This window comes from Candidatus Blastococcus massiliensis AP3 (assembly GCF_000582785.1).
GTDB classification, from domain to species: Bacteria; Actinomycetota; Actinomycetes; order Mycobacteriales; family Geodermatophilaceae; genus Blastococcus; species Blastococcus massiliensis.
The window spans coordinates 1590877-1609075 of sequence record NZ_HG931173.1 but is presented as its reverse complement, the minus strand read 5'-3'; the positions used below and the strand labels follow the sequence as shown (position 1 = coordinate 1609075).

General features: G+C 74.8%; 21 protein-coding genes and 1 tRNA gene. 13 read left to right on the top strand and 9 right to left on the bottom strand.

Annotation, left to right across the window (positions count from 1 at the left end):
• Positions 1 to 19 precede the first annotated feature (19 nt).
• From BN344_RS07955 to BN344_RS07945, 3 genes are read left to right on the top strand one after another with little or no spacing between them, the layout of a single operon-like run.
• Positions 20 to 976, top strand: coding sequence for an ABC transporter permease (locus BN344_RS07955; RefSeq protein WP_040337618.1), 957 nt, complete (start codon positions 20 to 22; stop codon positions 974 to 976).
• Positions 973 to 2037 (top strand): ABC transporter ATP-binding protein, encoded by a 1065-nt coding sequence (locus tag BN344_RS07950; protein WP_040337617.1) that lies wholly within the window; start codon positions 973 to 975, stop codon positions 2035 to 2037. The genes BN344_RS07955 and BN344_RS07950 overlap by 4 nt, the downstream gene beginning before the upstream one ends.
• The gene (locus tag BN344_RS07945; protein WP_040337616.1) at positions 2034 to 3065 is read left to right on the top strand and encodes an ABC transporter ATP-binding protein; all 1032 of its coding nucleotides are present in this window, start codon (positions 2034 to 2036) and stop codon (positions 3063 to 3065) included. Before BN344_RS07950 ends, BN344_RS07945 begins: the two co-directional genes overlap by 4 nt.
• 15 nt (positions 3066 to 3080) lie before the next feature.
• On the opposite strand, the gene BN344_RS07940 is transcribed toward BN344_RS07945, so the two are convergent.
• On the bottom strand, positions 3081 to 4307 hold the full coding sequence (locus tag BN344_RS07940; RefSeq protein ID WP_051515732.1) for an MFS transporter: 1227 nt from the start codon (positions 4305 to 4307) through the stop codon (positions 3081 to 3083).
• Between the two features lie 244 nt (positions 4308 to 4551).
• On the opposite strand from BN344_RS07940, the gene BN344_RS18985 reads away from it, so the two are divergent.
• The gene (locus BN344_RS18985; protein ID WP_051515636.1) at positions 4552 to 7155 is read left to right on the top strand and encodes a putative bifunctional diguanylate cyclase/phosphodiesterase; all 2604 of its coding nucleotides are present in this window, start codon (positions 4552 to 4554) and stop codon (positions 7153 to 7155) included.
• Between the two features lie 59 nt (positions 7156 to 7214).
• Positions 7215 to 7301 (top strand) — tRNA-Ser (locus BN344_RS07930).
• 1 nt (position 7302) lies between these two features.
• Here BN344_RS07930 and BN344_RS07925 read toward each other — a convergent pair.
• Positions 7303 to 7563, bottom strand: a complete 261-nt coding sequence (locus BN344_RS07925) for a helix-turn-helix domain-containing protein (protein WP_040337615.1) — start codon at positions 7561 to 7563, stop codon at positions 7303 to 7305.
• On the bottom strand, positions 7563 to 8042 hold the full coding sequence (locus BN344_RS07920; RefSeq protein ID WP_040337614.1) for a DUF2975 domain-containing protein: 480 nt from the start codon (positions 8040 to 8042) through the stop codon (positions 7563 to 7565). Before BN344_RS07920 ends, BN344_RS07925 begins: the two co-directional genes overlap by 1 nt.
• A 126-nt stretch (positions 8043 to 8168) precedes the next feature.
• Here BN344_RS07920 and BN344_RS20210 point away from each other — a divergent pair, with 126 nt between their 5' ends.
• The 3 genes from BN344_RS20210 to BN344_RS07910 all read left to right on the top strand — a co-directional run bounded on the left by BN344_RS20210 (position 8169) and on the right by BN344_RS07910 (position 9737).
• Entirely contained in the window at positions 8169 to 8336 is a 168-nt protein-coding gene (locus BN344_RS20210) for a hypothetical protein (RefSeq protein WP_166518203.1), read from the top strand.
• 47 nt (positions 8337 to 8383) lie between these two features.
• Positions 8384 to 8641: a hypothetical protein gene (locus BN344_RS07915; protein WP_040337613.1), complete on the top strand. Its 258-nt coding sequence runs from the start codon at positions 8384 to 8386 to the stop codon at positions 8639 to 8641.
• A gap of 268 nt (positions 8642 to 8909) precedes the next feature.
• Positions 8910 to 9737 carry a hypothetical protein gene (locus BN344_RS07910; RefSeq protein WP_040338143.1) on the top strand — a complete coding sequence of 276 codons (828 nt, stop codon included), beginning with the start codon at positions 8910 to 8912 and terminating at the stop codon, positions 9735 to 9737.
• Between the two features lie 25 nt (positions 9738 to 9762).
• Here the strand turns inward: BN344_RS07910 and BN344_RS07905 are convergent, their stop codons facing one another.
• The gene (locus BN344_RS07905; protein ID WP_231486635.1) at positions 9763 to 10023 is read right to left on the bottom strand and encodes an STAS domain-containing protein; all 261 of its coding nucleotides are present in this window, start codon (positions 10021 to 10023) and stop codon (positions 9763 to 9765) included.
• The gene (locus tag BN344_RS07900; RefSeq protein WP_040337611.1) at positions 10023 to 10376 is read right to left on the bottom strand and encodes an STAS domain-containing protein; all 354 of its coding nucleotides are present in this window, start codon (positions 10374 to 10376) and stop codon (positions 10023 to 10025) included. The genes BN344_RS07905 and BN344_RS07900 overlap by 1 nt, the downstream gene beginning before the upstream one ends.
• Positions 10377 to 10509: 133 nt before the next feature.
• Here BN344_RS07900 and BN344_RS07895 point away from each other — a divergent pair, with 133 nt between their 5' ends.
• From BN344_RS07895 to BN344_RS07885, 3 genes are all read left to right on the top strand, one after another.
• A complete protein-coding gene (locus BN344_RS07895) occupies positions 10510 to 11223 on the top strand; it encodes a response regulator transcription factor (protein WP_040337610.1) in 714 nt (237 codons plus the stop codon).
• A gap of 76 nt (positions 11224 to 11299) precedes the next feature.
• The gene (locus tag BN344_RS07890) at positions 11300 to 12673 is read left to right on the top strand and encodes a HAMP domain-containing sensor histidine kinase (protein ID WP_040337609.1); all 1374 of its coding nucleotides are present in this window, start codon (positions 11300 to 11302) and stop codon (positions 12671 to 12673) included.
• Positions 12670 to 13341 carry a GerMN domain-containing protein gene (locus BN344_RS07885; protein ID WP_040337608.1) on the top strand — a complete coding sequence of 224 codons (672 nt, stop codon included), beginning with the start codon at positions 12670 to 12672 and terminating at the stop codon, positions 13339 to 13341. Before BN344_RS07890 ends, BN344_RS07885 begins: the two co-directional genes overlap by 4 nt.
• 14 nt (positions 13342 to 13355) lie before the next feature.
• Here BN344_RS07885 and BN344_RS20205 read toward each other — a convergent pair whose 3' ends face one another.
• The 4 genes from BN344_RS20205 to BN344_RS07865 form a co-directional block, all read right to left on the bottom strand.
• Positions 13356 to 14255, bottom strand: a complete 900-nt coding sequence (locus tag BN344_RS20205) for a DUF2510 domain-containing protein (RefSeq protein WP_051515635.1) — start codon at positions 14253 to 14255, stop codon at positions 13356 to 13358.
• A gap of 154 nt (positions 14256 to 14409) precedes the next feature.
• Positions 14410 to 15525 (bottom strand): NAD(P)/FAD-dependent oxidoreductase, encoded by a 1116-nt coding sequence (locus tag BN344_RS07875; protein ID WP_040337607.1) that lies wholly within the window; start codon positions 15523 to 15525, stop codon positions 14410 to 14412.
• A gap of 38 nt (positions 15526 to 15563) precedes the next feature.
• Positions 15564 to 16502: an alpha/beta fold hydrolase gene (locus tag BN344_RS07870; RefSeq protein ID WP_051515634.1), complete on the bottom strand. Its 939-nt coding sequence runs from the start codon at positions 16500 to 16502 to the stop codon at positions 15564 to 15566.
• Positions 16503 to 16628: 126 nt separating this feature from the next.
• Complete coding sequence (locus BN344_RS07865; protein ID WP_040337606.1) at positions 16629 to 17087, bottom strand: MaoC family dehydratase; 459 nt, start codon at positions 17085 to 17087, stop codon at positions 16629 to 16631.
• A 132-nt stretch (positions 17088 to 17219) separates the two neighbouring features.
• Between BN344_RS07865 and BN344_RS07860 the strand changes: the two genes are divergently transcribed.
• The gene (locus tag BN344_RS07860; protein WP_040338140.1) at positions 17220 to 17714 is read left to right on the top strand and encodes an NUDIX domain-containing protein; all 495 of its coding nucleotides are present in this window, start codon (positions 17220 to 17222) and stop codon (positions 17712 to 17714) included.
• Between the two features lie 79 nt (positions 17715 to 17793).
• A partial coding sequence (locus BN344_RS20200) for a hypothetical protein (RefSeq protein WP_231486582.1) occupies positions 17794 to 18199 on the top strand: 406 nt, incomplete at its 3' end.

Sequence of the window (18199 nt, the reverse complement as noted above, 5' to 3'; positions counted from 1 at the left end):
ACCTCCGCCGAGGCCTGCGGTGACCGGCCAGCCGCTGCCCCCGCCGGACGCGCCGGTGGCGGGTCAGGGGGACGCGAAGGACACGTCGGCGGGTCCGGCGACGCTGCGCCCGGCCCGGCCGCGGTGGCGGGAGACCCTCGGCCTGCTGGCCCGGAACCCGACGGCCGCATTCGCCGGCCTGGTCCTGCTGGCGATCATCCTGATGTCGCTGGTGGACGAGACGCTCGCCGCGCAGGGGCCGAACGAGACCTCGGTCGAGGACCGGCTGCAGCCGCCGAGCTGGTCGCATCCGTTCGGTACCGACGACCTGGGCCGGGACGTCCTCAGCCGGGTGATCCTCGGCGCCGGCGTCTCGCTGCGGGTCGGTTTCCTGGCCGTCGGGATCGCGCTGCTGATCGGCACGCTCATCGGCCTGCTCGCCGGCTACTACGGCCGGTGGGTCGATGACGTCCTCATGCGGATCATGGACATGTTCTTCGCCTTCCCGGCGGTGCTGCTGGCCATCGCCATCCTCGCCGTCCGCGGGCCCGGGTCGGGGAACACCGCCCTGGCGATCGGCATCGTCTACATCCCGATCTTCGCCCGGGTGACCCGGGCCAGCGTGCTCGGCGTCCGGGAGGAGGTCTACGTGCGGGCCTCGCGCTCGGTGGGGGCGTCGGACCTCCGGATCCTCAGCCGGCACGTCCTGCCCAACGCCGCGCCGCCGATCATCGTGCAGACCTCGATCAGCCTGGCCTTCGCGGTGCTGGCCGAGGCCGCGCTGTCCTTCCTCGGGCTGGGCACCCAGCCGCCGAACCCCTCGTGGGGGCGGATGCTCGCGGAGGGCCGTGGCTTCATCCAGGACGCCTGGTGGCTGGCCTTCTTCCCCGGGATGGCGATCTTCCTGACCGTGCTCTGCTTCAACCTGCTCGGTGACGGGCTGCGCGACGTCCTCGATCCCCGCCAGCGGACGCTCATGGCGGGAGGCGGCAGGTGACCGCGGGGGCGCAGCCGGTGCTGGAGGTCGAGGACCTGCGGGTCCGGCTGCGCACGCCGCGCGGTCCGGCCGACGTCGTCAACGGGCTCTCCTACACCGTCGGGCCGGGAGAGACCGTCGCCGTCGTCGGGGAGTCGGGCAGCGGGAAGAGCGTCTCGGTGCTGGCACTGCTGGGCCTGCTGCCCGCTCGGGTGGCGACGGTGACCGGGAAGGCGCTGCTGCAGGGGGAGGACCTGCTCACCATGAAGCCCGAGCGGCTCCGCCAGGTGCGCGGGCCGGGGGCGGGCATGGTGTTCCAGGACCCGATGACGTCGCTCAACCCGGTGCTCACCGTCGGCCGGCAGCTCGTGGAGGGCATCCGCGCGCACAGCGACATGGACAAGGCGGCCGCCCGCCGCCGGGCCGCCGACCTGCTCGCCGAGGTGGGCCTGCCCGATCCGACCGGGGCGCTGGACCGGTATCCGCACGAGCTCTCCGGTGGGATGCGGCAGCGGGTGATCATCGCGATAGCGCTGTCGAACTCCCCCGCGCTGCTCATCGCCGACGAGGCGACGACGGCGCTCGACGTCACCGTGCAGGCGCAGATCATCGATCTGGTCGAGAAGCTCCAGGCCGAGCACGGCACCGGGGTCATCTGGATCACCCACGACCTCGGGGTGGTCGCCGGCATCGCCGACCGCGTGCTGGTCATGTACGGCGGCCGGTGCGTGGAGGACGGCACGGTCGACGACGTCCTCGACCACCCGGTGCACCCGTACACGCGAGGGCTGCTGGGCGCCCTGCCCGACCTGGCCCGTCCCGGGCCGGACGGCGCTCTCCCCGAGCTGGCCACGGTGCCCGGCGTGCCGCCCTCGCCCACCGACCTGCCGCGGGGCTGCGTGTTCTGGCCGCGCTGCCCGGTGCGCGGCGACGCCCGGTGCGAGACCGAGCAACCGCCCCTGGTCCAGATCTCCCAGGGCCGACATGGCCGTTCTGGCCCCCCGGGGCTGCCGCACCGGGCGGCGACCTGGTGCACGGAGGGGACTTCCGGCGCCGGAAGTCCCGGGGAGGGGGGCCGGTGAGCGACGACGTCCTCGTCTCCGCCCGCGGGCTGGAGGTGCACTTCCCCGTCGGCGGCCGGGGATTCCGGAAGCAGCCGGCCGGCGTGCTGCGTGCCGTCGACGGCGTCGATCTGGACATCTACCGAGGCGAGACGCTGGGCCTGGTGGGGGAGTCGGGCTGCGGGAAGTCGACGCTGGGCAATGCGCTGCTGCGGCTGGTGCCCTCGACCGGCGGCTCGATCACCTTCGGGGGCACCGACATCACGGGGCTGGACGGCCGGAAGCTCAAGGAGCTGCGCCGCCGCGCCGGGATGGTGTTCCAGGACCCGTTCGCGTCGCTGGACCCCCGCCGCACGGTCGCCCAGACGGTCAGCGAGCCGCTGGAGGTGCACGGGCTGCGCAAGGGCCGCGACAAGGCCGCGCGCGTCGGCGAGCTGCTGGAGCTGGTGGGCCTGGACCCGGCGGTCGCCGGCCGCTATCCGCACGAGTTCTCCGGCGGTCAGCGGCAGCGCGTCGGCATCGCCCGCGCGCTGGCCGGCGAGCCGGACTTCCTGGTCTGCGACGAGGCGATCGCCTCCCTCGACATCAGCGTGCAGGCGCAGGTCCTCAACCTGCTGCGCCGACTCCAGCGGCAGCTCGGGCTCACCCTGCTGTTCGTCTCGCACGACCTGTCGGCGGTGCGCTACATCGCCGACCGGATCGCCGTCATGTACTTGGGCCGCATCGTGGAGATCGGGCCGGCCGCGGCGGTGGGCAGCGATCCGCAGATGCCGTACACGCAGGCGCTGCTGTCGGCGGTGCCCGTGCCGCACCCGGCGCTCGAGCGCGAGCGGAAGCGGATCGTCCTCACCGGCGACGTCCCCTCGCCGGCCGCCGTCCCCAGCGGCTGCCGGTTCCGCACCCGCTGCCCGTACGTGTTCGAGCCGTGCGACGACGTCGACCCCGCGTTGCAGCCGGTGGGGGCGCCCGGCCAGCAGGCCGCGTGCCACCTGCACGGCGTCGTCGGCACGCCGGCGACCGCACCGGAGGGCATCACCGCCACGCCCTGACCCGGGGGCGCGGCGTCAGACGGTGGGGGCCAGCAGGCGGGGGCGGGCGGCGGCCAGGCCCACGACCAGTTGCAGGACGACGGCGCCGAGCATGAGCGCCAGTCCTGCCTCCCACCCGCCGGTCGCGTCGCGCAGCAGCCCCACGCCCAGCGGGCCGGTCGCCGCGAGCAGGTAGCCGATGCTCTGCGCGCTCGCCGACAGCCGGCCGGTCTGGGCGACGTCCCGGCTGCGCGCGACGATCAGCATCATCGACAGCGGGAACGCGACGCCGCTCCCCAGCCCGTAGAGGAACGCCCACAGCAGCGGAGCCGAGCCCGGCGCCAGCAGCAGCCCGCCGATCGCGACGACCACCGGCACGGTGCCGAGGAGCACCCAGCCGTGCTGCCCGGGTCGGCGCGCGGCCAGCGGGGGGACGACGAGCGCGAGCGGCACCGCCAGCGCCGTCGCGACGGCCAGCAGCCCGCCGGCGGCCACGGGGGAGACCCCGGCCTCCGCCTCCAGGATGTCGGCCAGCCAGGTGAGCATCGCGTAGAACGACAGCGACTGGAACCCGAAGAACAGCGTCACCGCCAGGGCCACCCGGTCGCGCAGGATGGCCGACCGGGCACCGGACGGCGCCGCGGCGGGGCGCGCGACCCCCCGCCGGGCGCGGGCCAGCGCCACCATGGGCACCAGCGCGGCCAGCACGAGCACGCCCCACAGCGCCAGCCCGGCGACCGCGCTGCCCGCGGCGGTGGACAGCGGCTGGGCCAGGCCCGCGCCGATGCTGGCCGAGCCCGACATCGCCGCGGTGATCACGCCGAGTACGGCGGCCGCCCGGACGCCGTACTCCGCCCGCGCCAGCGCGGGCAGCAGCACGTTGCCGACCGCGATCCCGCCGCTGAGCAGCACCGTGCCCGCGAACAGGCCCGGCGCCCCGCCCAGTCGCAGCAGCACACCCACCGCGATCAGCAGCACTCCCAGCAGGACGGCGCGGTGGATGCCGAAGCGGGCGGCGAGGGCCGGTGCGAACGGGGAGACCAGGCCGAAGCACACCAGCGGCAGCGCGGTGACGACGGCGAGCGCGCCGGTGGACAGCCCGAGCTCGTCGCGCAGCTCGCCGAGCACCGGACCGACGGCGGCGAACGGCGCGCGCAGGCACAGGGCGACGAGCACGAGCACCGCGGCGGGTGCGACGACCCGCCACCACCGGCGGGAGGCGGTCGAGGCGGGCCCCGCCGCCGGTCGCGCTGCGTGCGGCACGTGCACGTCCTCCCTCACCGCGAAGCGTCCTCCCCCACCGCGAAGCGTCCTCCCTCACCGCCCACCGCCAGGTAGGAAGCGCTGGGATCAGGTTCCCTGATCCCAGCCGGGGCACCGGGCCCGGGTTCCGGGCGGGGTTCCCTCCTCCGAGGGAGGTCTCCCTCAAGTCCGGTGGTACGTGCGCCGACGGGGCGGTATGCGGAGCAGCCGTGCACACACGGCACGACCCCGGCGCGGCACCCCGTTGTGGCTGTACCTCACGGCCCTGGTGCTCGTGCCGCTGGTCGGCGTGGTCGCGCTGACCACCACGATCGTCCGCATGGCCGTGGCGGAGGCCGCCGGTGCCGCGCGGTCGGAAGCCGCCGTCGGCGACCTGGCCCGGCTGCACTCCGCCCGCAGCGCCGTCGTGCGCGAGATCGTGCCCAGCCTCTCCCTCGCCATCATCGACGACTCGGCCGCCGCGACCGCGGTCTCACCGGACACGGCCGCGCTGCTCGACCAGCGGGACCTCGCCGAGGGCGCCATGCAGGACAGCCGCGCCGCGACCGACGAGGCGCTCGAGCGGCTGGCCGCGGGCTCGAGCAGTGACGCGACGGCGAACTCCGCCGTGCGACGGGCGACCGCGCTGCGTGCCGCCGTCGACGGCGGGAACACGGACATCGACCAGCTCTACCGCGGCTTCCTCGCCCTGGCCGACGACCTGGCGGCCGCGCAGCGCCGCGTCGCCCAGGCAGCCGCGGCCGAGGAGGCGCCGGTCGCGACCAGCGCCGCCACCGAGGACGTGCGGCTCATCGCCGACGCCGCCACGGTGGCCGGCCGCCTGATGCCGGAGTTCATCGGCACGCAGCTGATGGGTGCGGAGAGGGTCGACGAGCAGGCATGGCGCATCCGCTGGGAGGACTACGAGCACGCCCGGCGGGACGTCGGCGAGCTGTCCCAGCCGGCACTGCGCGCACGGTGGTGGCAGCTCAGGGCGACGCCGGAGATGAGGGGGATCGACAAGGTCCTCGGGGCGCACGCCGACGGCACCGCCACCGGACGGCTGTCCGTCCAGGAGCTGATCACGCTCGTGGGGCAGGCGATGACGCGGGACGCCGCCTTCACCGAGTTCCTCGACGAGGCCGTCGCCGAGGCGCAGCAGCTCTCCGCCGCCGACCGCGAGGCCGCGAACAGCCGGCGGGACCGCCTCCTGGCTCTCGCGATCGGGCTGGTGCTCGCCTCGCTGGCCGGTGCCGTTCTCGTCGGGCGCAGCGTCTCGCGCGCCCTGGGACTGCTGGCCGACCAGGCCGAGCGGATCAGCCACGGCCAGCTGGTCGACATCACCGGAGCCGGCCCCCGCGAGGCGCGGACGGTGTCCGCGGCGCTGGCCACGACGGTGGCCGGACTGCGCCGCATCCAGGACCAGGCCGGCGCCGTGACCCGCGGTGACCTGTCCGCCCCCGTTCTCGCGGAGCCGCTGCCCGGCCCGCTGGGGCAGCTGCTGCACGCCTCGGTGGAGCAGCTCGTCGACTCCGTCCGCGAGCGCGAGGAGCTGCAGACCGCCCTCGCGCACCAGGCGGCGCACGACCCGCTGACCGACCTGCCCAACCGGACCCAGGCGCGCACCCTCGTCACCGCCGCCCTGCACCGCGGCCGGCGCTCCGGCGAGATGACCGGCCTGCTGTTCGTCGACCTCGACGGCTTCAAGGCGGTCAACGACCGGCACGGTCACGCCACCGGCGACACGGTGCTGCGCGAGGTGGCGGACCGCCTGCGCGCCGCGCTGCGCCCCGGGGACGTCGTGTGCCGGCTGGGCGGGGACGAGTTCGTCGTCCTCGTCGAGCGGGTGTCGGACGAGCGCGAACTGGTCGACCTGGCCCGGCGCCTCATCGACGTCGTCAGCGAACCGATCGCGGTGGCCGGGCTCGAGCTGCGCGTGGGCGCCAGCGTGGGCATCGCGGTCAGCCAGGACGGCGCCGTGGATGCCGACGCCCTGTTCGCCGAGGCCGACACCGCCGCCTACCGGGCGAAGGCCGGCGGGCGTGGCCGGGCAGAGCTCTTCGACGAGACGCTGCGGGCCCAGCAGTGCGCCCACTCGGAGATCGAGACCGCGCTCTCCGCCGGCCTGGCCGCCGGGGAGTTGCAGGTCCACTACCAGCCGGTCGTCCACCTGGCGTCCGGCCGGCTCGAGGGCTACGAGGCGCTGGTGCGCTGGGAGCGGCCCGGTGTCGGGATGGTGCCGCCCAACGACTTCATCCCGGTGGCCGAGAGCAGCCGGCTGATCTGCGACCTGGACCGCTGGGTGCTGCACGAGGCGACCCGCCAGGTCGCCGAGTGGCGCTCCGCCGCGCCGGACGAGGCCGACCTCACCGTCGCCGTCAACGTCTCCGGGCGGCACCTGGCCGATCCGCGGGTCGTGCAGGACGTCACCGACGCGCTGGCGGCCTCCCGGCTGCCCGCCCGGCTGCTCGTGCTCGAGGTCACCGAGACGGTGCTGGTCAACGAGCCGGCCGCGTTCGGTCACCTCGCGGCGCTGCGGGAGCTGGGCGTCACGGTCGCCATCGACGACTTCGGCACCGGCTACACCTCGATCGGGCAGCTGGCGAGCATGCCGGTGGACACGCTGAAGATCGATCGCAGCTTTATCTCCTCGGCCGACTCCGGTCACGCCGAGCTCGTCGCGCTGATGATCCGCGCCGCGCACACCTTCGGCCTGACCGTGGTCGCCGAGGGCGTGGAGGAGTCCGCGCAGCTGGAGTGGCTGCGGAACCAGCAGTGCGACTCCGCCCAGGGCTACCTGCTCTCCCGGCCGCTGTCCGCCGAGGCCGCGCTGGCCGCGCGGCGCGGGACTCCCGCACCGCCGTCCTGAGGCCCGGTACCCGCCGTCCTGAGGGACCCCGACGGGAGGCACTAGCCTCGGTCCCGCCAGGAGGGCTCGCCTAGTGGCCGATGGCGGCGGTCTTGAAAACCGCTATGGGGTAACACCCATCGTGGGTTCGAATCCCACGCCCTCCGCTCAGCCGTCGGGGTGCCCCACGGCAGCCGGCCGGACCGCGCCGGCGCCGGCCTCCTCGTCGTCGACCCACTCGAGCAGGTCCCCGGGCTGGCAGTCGAGCACCCGGCACATGGCCTCCAGGGTGCTGAACCGCACCGCCTTGGCGCGGCCGTTCTTGAGGACGGCGACGTTCGCGGGCGTCAGGCCGATCCGCTCGGCGAACTCGCCGACGCTCATCTTGCGCCGCGCGAGCTCGACGTCGATGCGCACGACGATCGGCATCAGATGACCGCTTCCATGTCGGTGCGCAGCGTCGTGGCCTGGCGCAGCAGCGCCCGCATCACCACCATGAGCAGGCCGAGGGCGGCGCCGGCCAGCAGCACGACGAAGAGCAGCAGCGGCAGCCCGGGGTCGTCGGCGGTGAAGCCCACGAGCAGGAAGACGCCGAGCAGCACGACCCAGGCGGCACCGATGGCACCCACGATCCCGTCCACCCAGCGCAGGGCCCCGGCGCTGAAGATCTCGTCGCGCTGGACCAGCGCGAGCAGCCGCCAGGTGCAGACGACGACGACCTGCACGCACAGCACCCAGAACACCGCGACGGCGGTGAGCGGCCAGCGGAGGTGGGCCTGGTCGGGGGATTCCTCGGCCATGTGCGCGAACTGTCCCGGCAGCGAGAAGGCCTGCAGCATCACGAGGAGGGCGAACAGCAGGACCAGGAAGACGCGGAGTGGGGCCACGGCCCGTCGGACTTCGAGCATGCATCGACTATCAGCAACTGCCTATCGAAAGTCAATAGAGTGTGTCAGTGTGTCGCTCGACGGCCGGACCCGCCGGCCGCCCGACGTCCGCAACCTGTCGGCCGTCCGATGTCCTGAGGAGCACCCATGACCTACCTCGCTGCCGTCCTGCTCGTGGCGCTCGGTGCCGCGGCCGTCGTCGCCGGCGGCTACGACGACTCGCCGGGCCTGCAGGGCATCGGTGTCCTGCTCGTCATCGGCGCCGTCGTCCTGGTCGTCCGCACCGCCCGGCGGCGCCGGATCGGCGCGCCGTAGTCAAGTGCGCGGGCATTTCTGCCGATTCCGTATCGAGAGGAGGCGACGTGACCCAGCCAGAGCGAGACGACGTGCAACATGTTCCGGGCGGCTTCGCCCACATCTCCGAGGAGGAGCAGGTGGGTGGCAACCCGGTCGTCCACCACCTCGCGGTGTACAAGACACGAGCCCGGATGATCGACGACTCCCGGGTCGAGCGCCGGGCGCGCGAGCTCCAGGCGGCCAGCAGCTTCGACGACTGGGACGGCCTGTCCGGCGACGACCGGGAGCTGTGGCGGCACATGGCCCGCCTCGACCTCATCTGAGGCCCGACACGCCATCCCGCCGTCCGCCGACGGGGTGACCGAGCGCTCGGTGACCGCATCCGCGCTGGTGGGAGCGCCGCTTGTCGACATGTGGGTGCACCGGGAGGCGGGTCACCCGGCCCTCGGTGGGGTCACCACAACGATCCGGTGACGGGGCGGTTCCGGGCCGGTCGCAGACTGCCGATGACGACCCCGGAGCCCCCTAGCGTCTGCCTGGTCCGCGGTACTTCCCTCCGCGGCAGAGGCGCTGAGGAGTTCCCGCGTGACCATGGGCGCGACGCTGGTGTGGCCGGCAGTGGTAGTTCTCGGTTTCCTGCTCTTCACCGGACTGGTGGTGGCGCTGGGAGCCAGTTCGACCGCCCGCTACGAGTTCGAGCGCAACGGGGCGCGCCAGCCCGAGCGGGCGGCCGCCCAGCGCTCCGGCAACCACCCTGCCGGACGGCGCACGACCGAGCGTTCGGCCGAGACGGCCACGGCTCCCGCCCGCACCGGCCAGGCGGTCGGGCTGGCTGAGCGACCCGGCCCCGCCCCGGTGACCGACGAGGGCCCGGCCTGGTGGCTGGTCGGCGAGTCCGCGCAGGTGCTGGCCGGTCCGTACGCCGACCGGGTCGACGCCGACTGGGCTGCCCTCGCCGACGACCTGTCCGCCGTCGCGGTCTACGGCACCCGCCGCACCGACGGCCGGGTGCGCCCCAAGCCCTCGCCGGAGGAGCGCGCGTGGCTGGGCGAGCTGGGCCGGCACCTCGACCGGCTCCCCGCCGAGTGGGACGTGCTGCTGACCGACACCGACCCGCTCACCACGCTGGTCGTGGAGGTCGCGGCGGCGCTCGTGGAGGCCGGCCTGCCGCTGCACGACGCCGGTGCGGCGCAGTCCGGGGGCGGCGTCTGCCTGGTGCCCGACCAGGACGCGACCGGGCTGCTGGTCAGCTGGCGCCCGCACGACCGGATGAGCCTGCAGCAGGTGCGCGGAGCGACCGCCGACGACGCCGTGCAGCAGCTCATGAACGCCGCCATCACCGACGTCCTGGAGCAGCTCGGGTTCGTCGTCCAGCCGGTGGGCGACACGCGGTGCGCCCTGGTGACGGCCCTGCGGTGAACCGAGGGGGAACGGTCCCGGCCGGTCAGGCCGAGAGGGCCAGCTGGGAGGCGTGCCGCAGGACGAGCTCGCCGCCGTCCTCGGCGAAGGAGGTGCGCAGGTTGCGCAGCACGGCCAGGCCGTCGTCGTCGGCCGCCTGGACGCCCGCGAGATCCAGGACGACGCGGCGGTGGCCGCCCTCGCGCAACGAGTCGGCGGTGCCGCGCAGGAGGTCGGCGCCCTGTGCGGTGAGGTGACCGCTGGCGCGGATGAGCCCGATCCGGAGGTCGATCGTCTCCGACAGCATCACGCGACGTTCCTTCCGCGGGGGGTCTCCAGTTCCAGCACCAGCCACAGGCCGGTGCGATGGAGCAGGTCGAGCGTGCGTCGGTTCGCTCCGCGCAGGACGACGGTGCCGCCCCGGGCCCGGCAGATGCGGTGCGCCCACAGGAAGCTCGCCACGGCCGTGCTCGACAGCAGTTGCACGCGGGTCAGATCCACCACGAGCCGCCGGGCGCCGGCCAGCAGCGCGTCGTGCAGCAGCCACCGGACATCGGCGAGCCCGTCGGCGAGGAGGTCGTCGCTGAGTTCGACGGTGACCTCGTCGCCGGAGCTGTCGAGCCGGCTGTGGGCGGCGGCGCGGACGGCTGCGGCGGTCATGGCGAACTCCTTCGACGACTGCGGGAACTGGCGCCCAGCCTCCCTCCGGCACGTTGCAATCCCCTGGGGCAGCGCTTTGCGATTGCATGACGGGCCCGACGCGGTCGGCGGCCGGTCGGGGCGCGGTGGCAGCATGTCGGCCGTGGCGCTGCGTCTGCTGGTCGTCGAGGACGACGACTCGATCCGCACCGCCCTGCGCTGGGCGCTCGAGGACGAGGGGTACGACGTCGCCGAGGCGGCGTCGGGCGAGGACGCGGTGCGGGCGGTCGCGATGGCCGCACCCGACCTCATGGTCGTGGACCTGATGCTCGGCTCGATGGACGGCTACGCCGTCATCCGCGAGGTCCGGCGCGACCACGACCTGCCGATCATCGTCGTGAGCGCCCGGGCCGACACCCATGACATCGTCGCGGCGCTGGAGGCCGGCGCCGATGACTACGTGACGAAACCGTTCGAGGTCAAGGAGATCACCGCCCGGCTGCGCGCCCTGCGCCGGCGTGCCGGTGGAGGCACCCCCGACCGGTCCCCGGGCGAGGTCGTGCTGGACTCCGACCCGGCCGGTCCGCTGGTGCTCAACGAGGGCCGCGGCACGGTGCACCGCGGCGACGAGCAGCTGCCGCTGACCCTCACCGAGTTCCGGCTGCTGTGCGAGCTCGCCGCCTCGCCGGGGCGGGTGTTCAGCCGGCAGGCGCTGCTCGAGCGCGTGTGGGAGCACGGCTTCTTCGGGGACGAGCGGATCGTCGACGTCCACGTGCGGCGGCTGCGCACCAAGGTGGAGAACGATCCGAGCGCCCCGCGGCTCGTCGTCACCGTGCGGGGTCTGGGCTACCGGCTGGACCCCCAGTGAGCGACAGGGGCGTGAGCATCGCGGCGAGGAACGAGCGAGGAGCCGAGCGGCCCGCCGGAGCGAACGAGACGACACAGTGAGGCTCGCGCTCGGGCCGCGGGGGCTCCGGGCGCGGATCGTCCTCGGGTTCGCCGCGGTGACCCTGCTGGTGTCGGTCGTGCTGGTCGGGACGACGTTCTTCGCCGCCCGCAGCTACCTGCTCGACCAGCGCGAGTCCTCGCTCACCCGGCAGGCCTTCGCCGACGCCAACGTGTTCAACAGCCGGCTGGCCACCGCGGGGGCCGACGTCGGCGAGCTGGTGACCGAACTGGTGCCCTCCGGCGGCGCGGACGTGGTGCTCCGCAGCGGCGAGAACTGGTACTCCTCCAGCCTGGACCTCGGGGCGCGGGACGTGCCCGACGAGCTGCGCGGGATCGTCACCGACGGATCGGCGGGCCGGGCGTGGATCGACACCGCCGACGGCCCCGCCCTCGTCGTCGGCGTGCCGTTGCGCGCGGCCGGCGTCGAGTACTACGAGGTCGCCCCGCTGCTCGAGCTGCGGCAGGTGCTCACCACGTTGTCGGTGGTGCTGGGCGCGGCCGCGATCGCCGCGACAGCCGCCGGCGCCGGGTTCGGCGTCTGGGCCGGGCGGCGGGCAGTGCAGCCGCTGGAGCAGGTGGCGGGGGCGGCGACCCGCATCGCCGGGGGCGAGCTCACCACCCGTCTGCCCCCGACCGACGACCCCGACCTGGTCGCCATCGTCGGCGGCTTCAACAGCATGGTCGACGCCCTGGCCGCGCGCATCGATCGGGACGCCCGCTTCGTGGGGGACGTGAGCCACGAGCTGCGCAGCCCCCTGACCACCCTGGTGACCAGCGTCGAGGTGCTCGGTGCCCGACGCGAGGAGCTCAGCCCGCGGGCGCAGCAGGCGCTGAGCCTGGTGGAGGGCGAGCTGGGCCGCTTCCGCCGCACGCTCGACGACCTGCTGCAGCTGGCCCGCCTGGACGACGCCCAGGCCCTCGCGGCGGCCGCCCCGCTGCCCATGACGGCGCTGGTCCGCGAGCTGCTGTCCGTCACCGGCCGCGACCCGGAGCTGCTGGCTGCCGACCCCGACGAGCGGACGACGGTGCGCGTGGAGAAGACCAGCATGGAACGGGCCGTGCGCAACCTGCTCGACAACGCCGACCGGCACGGCGGCGGAACGGTCGGCGTGGGGGTGCACCGGCGCGACGGCGCCGTCGTCGTCACCGTGGACGACGCCGGTCCCGGGGTCGCCCTCGAGGACCGGGAACGGATCTTCGAGCGCTTCGCCCGCGGCGCCCGGGCCGCCCGTGGGTCGCTCCCCGGTGCCGGGCTGGGCCTGGCGATCGTCGCCGAGACCGCTGCGCGCCACGGCGGAGCGGCATGGGTCGCCGACGCTCCCGGCGGGGGCGCCCGCTTCTCCTTGTCACTCCCGGTGGTGGACGCGTGAACCGCCCGGCCGCCGCCGCACTGGCCGCCGCGCTCGCGCTCCTGCTGGTGCTCGCCGGGTGCGGGGTGCCGACGGGCGGGCAGCCGGCCGCGATCCCGGAGTCCGACGTGCCGTACGGACTCACCGAGCCCAGCGCGCCGTCCGCCACGAGCGCCCCTCCGGAGGTGCTCCCGGACACCTCGCGCGTCTACCTGATCGGGCCCGGTGACGCGCTCGTCCCGCGCGGGCGCGAGCTCAACGGCAGCACCCGGCGGGAGCGGCTCGCCGAGCTCCTGGAGGCGCTGGCGGAGGCACCGACCGCCGCGGAACGCGACGAGCAGCTCTCGACGGCCCTGCCGCCGGAGGTGGAGCTGACGGTGACCTCGCTGCAGAACGGGACGGCCACCATCGACGTGAGCGCCTTCGCGGCCTCGGCGCTCGCCGGCCGCCGGGCGGTGGCGCAGATCGTCCTCACCGCGACCAGCGTCCCCGGCGTCAGCGCGGTGCTGCTGGAGCTGGCCGGCGAGCCGATCGAGGCCCCGCTGCCCGGCGGCGAGCTGACCGACGATCCGCTCGCCGCCGAGGACTACGCCGGATTCCGCACGCCCTCGCCGACGCCGGCCGCCCCGGCGCCCGCCGAGGACACCGCCGGGGAGACGGCCGGGGAACCGGCCGCCCCGCCGTCCTGACCCCCGGGCCCCGGTCAGCCGCCGAGGATCTTCGCCTTCTGCGCGGCGAACTCCTCCTCGGTGAGGATCCCGGCGTCGCGCAGCTCGCCCAGCTTCTTCAACTGCTCGACCATGTCGTTCTGCGGCGCGGCCGGCGCGGGCGCCGGCGCCGCCTGCGGGGGCGGCGCCCCGTACGGCATCCCCGGCGTCATGTTGTGCACGTAGGTCGACTGCCGCTCCATGGTCTTCTTCTGCCGGGCCTCGCTGATCAGCGGCGACAGGAGGTCGAGCACGGCGTAGGGGCCCTCGATGTTGTCGAGCACGACCTGGCCCGACGTCGTCCCCTCGATGTTCCCGCTCATGCTGAACATGTCCTGGCCGGCGCCGAGCGTCGGGTCCTCGAGGTTGAGGACGACGTCGCCGACGTCCTTGCCCTGCTGCCAGACCGCGATCCGCACGTCCATGTCCTTGATCGACCACAGCGGGACGCTCTCCGTGCGGGTGCCGAGCAGCCCGCTCTCGATCCACACCCGGTCCTTGGTGATCCGGTAGCGCGCCTTGGAGACGCCGGCGGCGCTGGTCGCGGCGTTCTTGCTCTCCCCGAACCACAGCGTGCTCGGGTCGTTGGCCCACTGCTCGGTGCGCTTGGCGTTCTGCTCGGCGAGCTTCTGCTTGCCCTGCTCGGCCATGGCCTTGCCCTGGTCGGCGACCTGCTTCAGGCGGTCCTTCCACCCCAGCTTCCCGCCGGGTGCCGCGGCCGACGCGCCGGGCATCGGCGGCGGGGGGACGGCGGCGGCCGGGGGCGGCAGCTCGGACGTCACTGGGTCCTGACCGGGCGTGCCCTGGTCCGACACGTGCTCGGTCCAGCTCGAGCCGTTCCAGTAGCGCAGCTCGTGGGTCCCGGCAGGGTCGGGCAGCCAGGAAGCCTCGGACATGGTCGTCTCCTGTTCGTCGCCTCGGTCGCGGCGACAGGATGGCAGCGCGGCGGCGTCTGCGGACCACTTCCCGGCGCGAGATCTGCACACTCGCCCGGTTCGGCGTCCTGATGGGGGCGAGTGTGCAGATCTCGCCGGGTCAGCTCTCGCCGGGTCAGCGGAGCCGGCGGGCGGCCGCGGCGAGGGTCGGCAGGGTGAGCTTCCCGTCGGCCAGCCCCAGGTCGACGACGTCGTCGAACACCTGCTGCTCGGCCGCGGCGGCGCGGAAGGCGGCGTCCATGACCCGTGGCCACCGGCTCAGCGCCGAGGCCGCCGACGAGTGCCGCAGGTGCCGGCCGAGCCGTCGGCGCAGCGCGGTCCGGTAGGCCCGGCCGGCTGCCGCGCCGTGCACCCCCGCCGCGCCGGCGAGCGCCCCGGAGAGCACCGCGTAGAAGATGCCCTCCCCGGTGAGCGGGTTGATGAGCGAGGCGGCGTCGCCGGCCAGGAGCACCCGGCCGTCGGGCTGCCGCGGCCGCTGGGTGGACAGCGGGAGGCGGTGCGCGCGCAGCCCCTCGGGGGCGGCCCCCGGCAGCAGCCGGTGCAGGCCCTCGGTCAGCGCGGCCCGGCTGGCGCCGCCGGAGACGAGCTCGCCGTAACCGACGTTCGCCCGGCCGTCGCCCAGCGGGAACGACCAGGCGTAGGCCGGCCAGCGCTGCTCGGTCGTGGCGATGACCTGCACGCCCTCCTGGCCGGGCAGCTCGGGGGCGTAGCCGCGCAGCGCCACCGCCATCCGGTCGGGCCGGTTGGGCGCCACGCCGAGCCTCCGGCGGACGACGGACTCCGCCCCGTCGGCGCCGACGACGACGCCTGCGGTGAGCGTCCCGTCGATCTCGACCAGCTCGGGGTGGACGGTCAGCGTGCGGACCTGGTGCCGCCGCAGCTGGGCGCCTGCGGCCAGCGCCGCGGCGAGGATGCGGGCGTCGAGCACCTGCCGCGGCACGACGTGCGCGGGACGGCGCATCGCCCGTTCCACCGCCGCGCCGCCGGGCGAGCGCAGCCGCAGCCGCGGCGCGGGCGCGAAGCCTTCGGTGAGCGTGGCCTGGTCGAGCCCCAGTCGGCCCAGGACGTCGAGCGCCTCGGGGGCGATGCCGTCGCCGCAGACCTTGTCGCGGGGGAAGTCGGCGCGGTCGAGCAGGAGGACCCGCGTGCCCGGGGCGGCCCGCCGGGCGGCCAGCGCGGCGGCGGACCCGGCCGGGCCGGCACCCACGACGACGACGTCCCAGTGCTCCACGGCACCGACGCTACGGGCTGTTCCCGGCCGGGGTCCTGCTAGCGCCTGGCCATGGCCTGCCGCTCGGCCCGCTGCTCGGCCAGCAGGGCCCGCCAGCCGTCGCGGTCGTGCTCGACCGGCTGGGTCGCGGCGATGAAGTCGAGCAGCACCTCGGCGAAGCGGTCGGGCTGAGCCAGGTGCGGCCAGTGCCCGGCGTCGGGGAACACCTCGACCCGCGCCGACGGCACCAGCCGGCGCACCGTCTCGGCATGGGCGACGGGCACGATCGGGTCGCGCTTGCCCCAGATGACCAGCATCGGCACCGCCTCGGCCAGGTACAGCCGGTCGACGGCGGTGACGCACTGCCCGCTGGCGTCGACGACGCTGCGCAGCGTCCGCAGGAACGCCCGGCGGGCCTCGATGTCGGACAGCGCGAGCATCGCCTCGCCCGCCTCGGCGAGGTCCTGGGCGCGGTGCCAGCCCACGGCCTTGCCCAGCGCGTCCAGTGCCCGCAGCCCGGAGCGCAGCGGTAGGGGCAGGTGGGTGAGCGCGGTGAGCACCGCCTCGCTGCCGGGGACGGTCGCCGCCCGGAGGCCGAGGGAGAGCTCGGGGCCCAGGCCACCGCTGCTCACGAGCACCAGTCGCTCGCAGCGCTCCGGGAACTGGTAGGCGAACTGCAGGGCGATCCCGCCACCGAGGGAGTGGCCGACCACGGTGGCCTGCTCGATGTCGAGCACCGAGAGCAGGTCCCGCATCCCGTTCGCGTAGCCCGCGATCGAGTAGTCGCCGCGGGGCTTGTCCGAGGAGCCGTGGCCGAGCAGGTCGGGGGCGATCACCGTGTGCGTGGCGGCCAGCCGGTCGACGACGGCGGCCCAGGTCTGGGCGCTGTTGCCGATGCCGTGCAGGAGCAGCAGCGGCGGACCCTCGCCGGCGCGGACGAACGCCCGCCGGTGGCCGTGCACGACCCGGGTCTCGCGCGGCAGTGGCGTCAGGGGCATCGGACCAGTGCACCACCCTCGTGTTGCCGCGCGGTTACCTCCGCCGGGGACCTGTCGGACCCCCGGGTCGCACTGGGACTTTCGGCGCCGGAAGTCCCGGACTTCCGGGGCCGAAAGTCCGGTCGGTCAGCCGCCGTAGTAGCGGTAGACCGGCTCGGCGATGCAGACCGGCTTGTCGCCGCCCTCGCGCTCGATGACGCAGGAGAAGGTCAGCTGCTTGCCGCCGGCGATCTCCTCGACGTTCGTGAGCGTGGCGGTGAGGCGCACCTTCGAGCCCACCGGCACCGGGGAGGGGAAGCGGACCTTGTTCAGGCCGTAGTTCACGCCCATCGCGGTGTCGGTGACCCGGAGGACGCCGCCGAAGAGCGGCACCAGCAGCGAGAGCGTCAGGTAGCCGTGGGCGATCGGGCCGCCGAAGGGGCTCTCCTTGGTCGCGCGCTCCGGGTCGACGTGGATCCACTGGTGGTCGCCGGTCGCGTCGGCGAAGAGGTTCACGTGCTCCTGGGTCACCTCGTACCACTCGCTGGTGCCCAGCTCGCTGCCGACGAGCCCGTTCAGCTCGGCCATGGTCGTGGTGGTGCTCATCGAGGTCCTCCGTCAGGAACAGCGGTGGGTGCGTTCCCTGGAACCTACGTCCTCGTCCCGGCGCGGTTCGCCCAGGTGGGTCGCAGCGCCGCGATCCGGGCGCGCTGCGGCGTTTCCCGGTTCACTGGGCGGGTGGTGTTCTCGACCGACGGCTGGGCCACGTGCGCCCTGGGGCACAAGCACTGGGGCCGGGCGGGGGCGGCGGGCCTGTTCCTGCACCGCGACGGCGCCGGCGGTCCCGAGGTGCTGCTGCAGCACCGCGCCCTGTGGTCGCACCACGGCGGCACCTGGGGCACGCCGGGCGGTGCGCTGCACGCGCGGGAGCTGCCGCACGTCGGCGCGCTGCGCGAGGTGCGGGAGGAGCTGGGGCTCACCGCGGACGACGTCGTCCTGGGGCCGCGGTCGGTCGACGACCACGGCGGCTGGGCCTACACCACGGTGCTGGCGCGCCCGGCCCGCCCGATCGAGGTCCGGGACCTGCGGCTGGACGGCGAGAGCGACGGCGCGGCGTGGCTGCCCCTGGCCGAGCTGCACGCGGTTCCGCTGCACCCGGGGCTGGCCGCTTCGCTGGACCGGCTGCGCCCGCTGATCGCCGCGCCGAAGGAGGCGGCCGACACGCGGGAGTGAGTGCCGGCACGCGTAATCCCTTTCCGGGGTGGGCACTGGGCGCGGAACGACTCCCGCCCCGTTCTCCCGAGGAGCAGTGTTGTCCCGCTCTCCGCGCCATCGCGCATCCGAGCCGTCCCCGCAACGGGCGGTTCTCGCGCGTCTGAAGCTGCGCGACTCGGACCTGGGCCGGCGGCTGCTGCTGCCGATCGCCCTCCTCTGCGCGGCGCTGCTCGTCGCAGCGCCCGCGGCGGTCTTCTTCTCCGGGGGGTCCGAGGAGACCAGCCGGGAGGCCGACGACGTCTTCACCCCCACTCCGGACAGGGAGGGGGACGACGGCACGGGCGGCGCCGAGGGTGGCGAGGCGGGAGTGAGCAGCGAGGCCTCGCGCTCACCCGCTCCGCCCCCGCCCGCGCCGGACCCCGGTGCCCCCGGTCCGGTCGAGGTGGGGTCGGTGGCGCCCGGCGGCTCAGGCGGGGCCGGTGGATCGGCCGGTTCCGGCGCTG

Excerpts from the sequence above, each read along its gene's own strand:
- BN344_RS07925 (WP_040337615.1), bottom strand. The coding sequence starts at position 7,563 with ATGCCGATCGTCGTGCGCATCGACGTCGAGCTCGCGCGGCGCAAGATG.
- BN344_RS07920 (WP_040337614.1), bottom strand. The coding sequence starts at position 8,042 with ATGCTCGAAGTCCGACGGGCCGTGGCCCCACTCCGCGTCTTCCTGGTC.
- BN344_RS20210 (WP_166518203.1), top strand. The coding sequence starts at position 8,169 with ATGACCTACCTCGCTGCCGTCCTGCTCGTGGCGCTCGGTGCCGCGGCC.
- BN344_RS07910 (WP_040338143.1), top strand. The coding sequence starts at position 8,910 with ATGGGCGCGACGCTGGTGTGGCCGGCAGTGGTAGTTCTCGGTTTCCTG.
- BN344_RS07905 (WP_231486635.1), bottom strand. The coding sequence starts at position 10,023 with ATGCTGTCGGAGACGATCGACCTCCGGATCGGGCTCATCCGCGCCAGC.
- BN344_RS07900 (WP_040337611.1), bottom strand. The coding sequence starts at position 10,376 with ATGACCGCCGCAGCCGTCCGCGCCGCCGCCCACAGCCGGCTCGACAGC.
- BN344_RS07895 (WP_040337610.1), top strand. The coding sequence starts at position 10,510 with ATGTCGGCCGTGGCGCTGCGTCTGCTGGTCGTCGAGGACGACGACTCG.
- BN344_RS20205 (WP_051515635.1), bottom strand. The coding sequence starts at position 14,255 with ATGTCCGAGGCTTCCTGGCTGCCCGACCCTGCCGGGACCCACGAGCTG.
- BN344_RS07870 (WP_051515634.1), bottom strand. The coding sequence starts at position 16,502 with ATGCCCCTGACGCCACTGCCGCGCGAGACCCGGGTCGTGCACGGCCAC.
- BN344_RS07865 (WP_040337606.1), bottom strand. The coding sequence starts at position 17,087 with ATGAGCACCACCACGACCATGGCCGAGCTGAACGGGCTCGTCGGCAGC.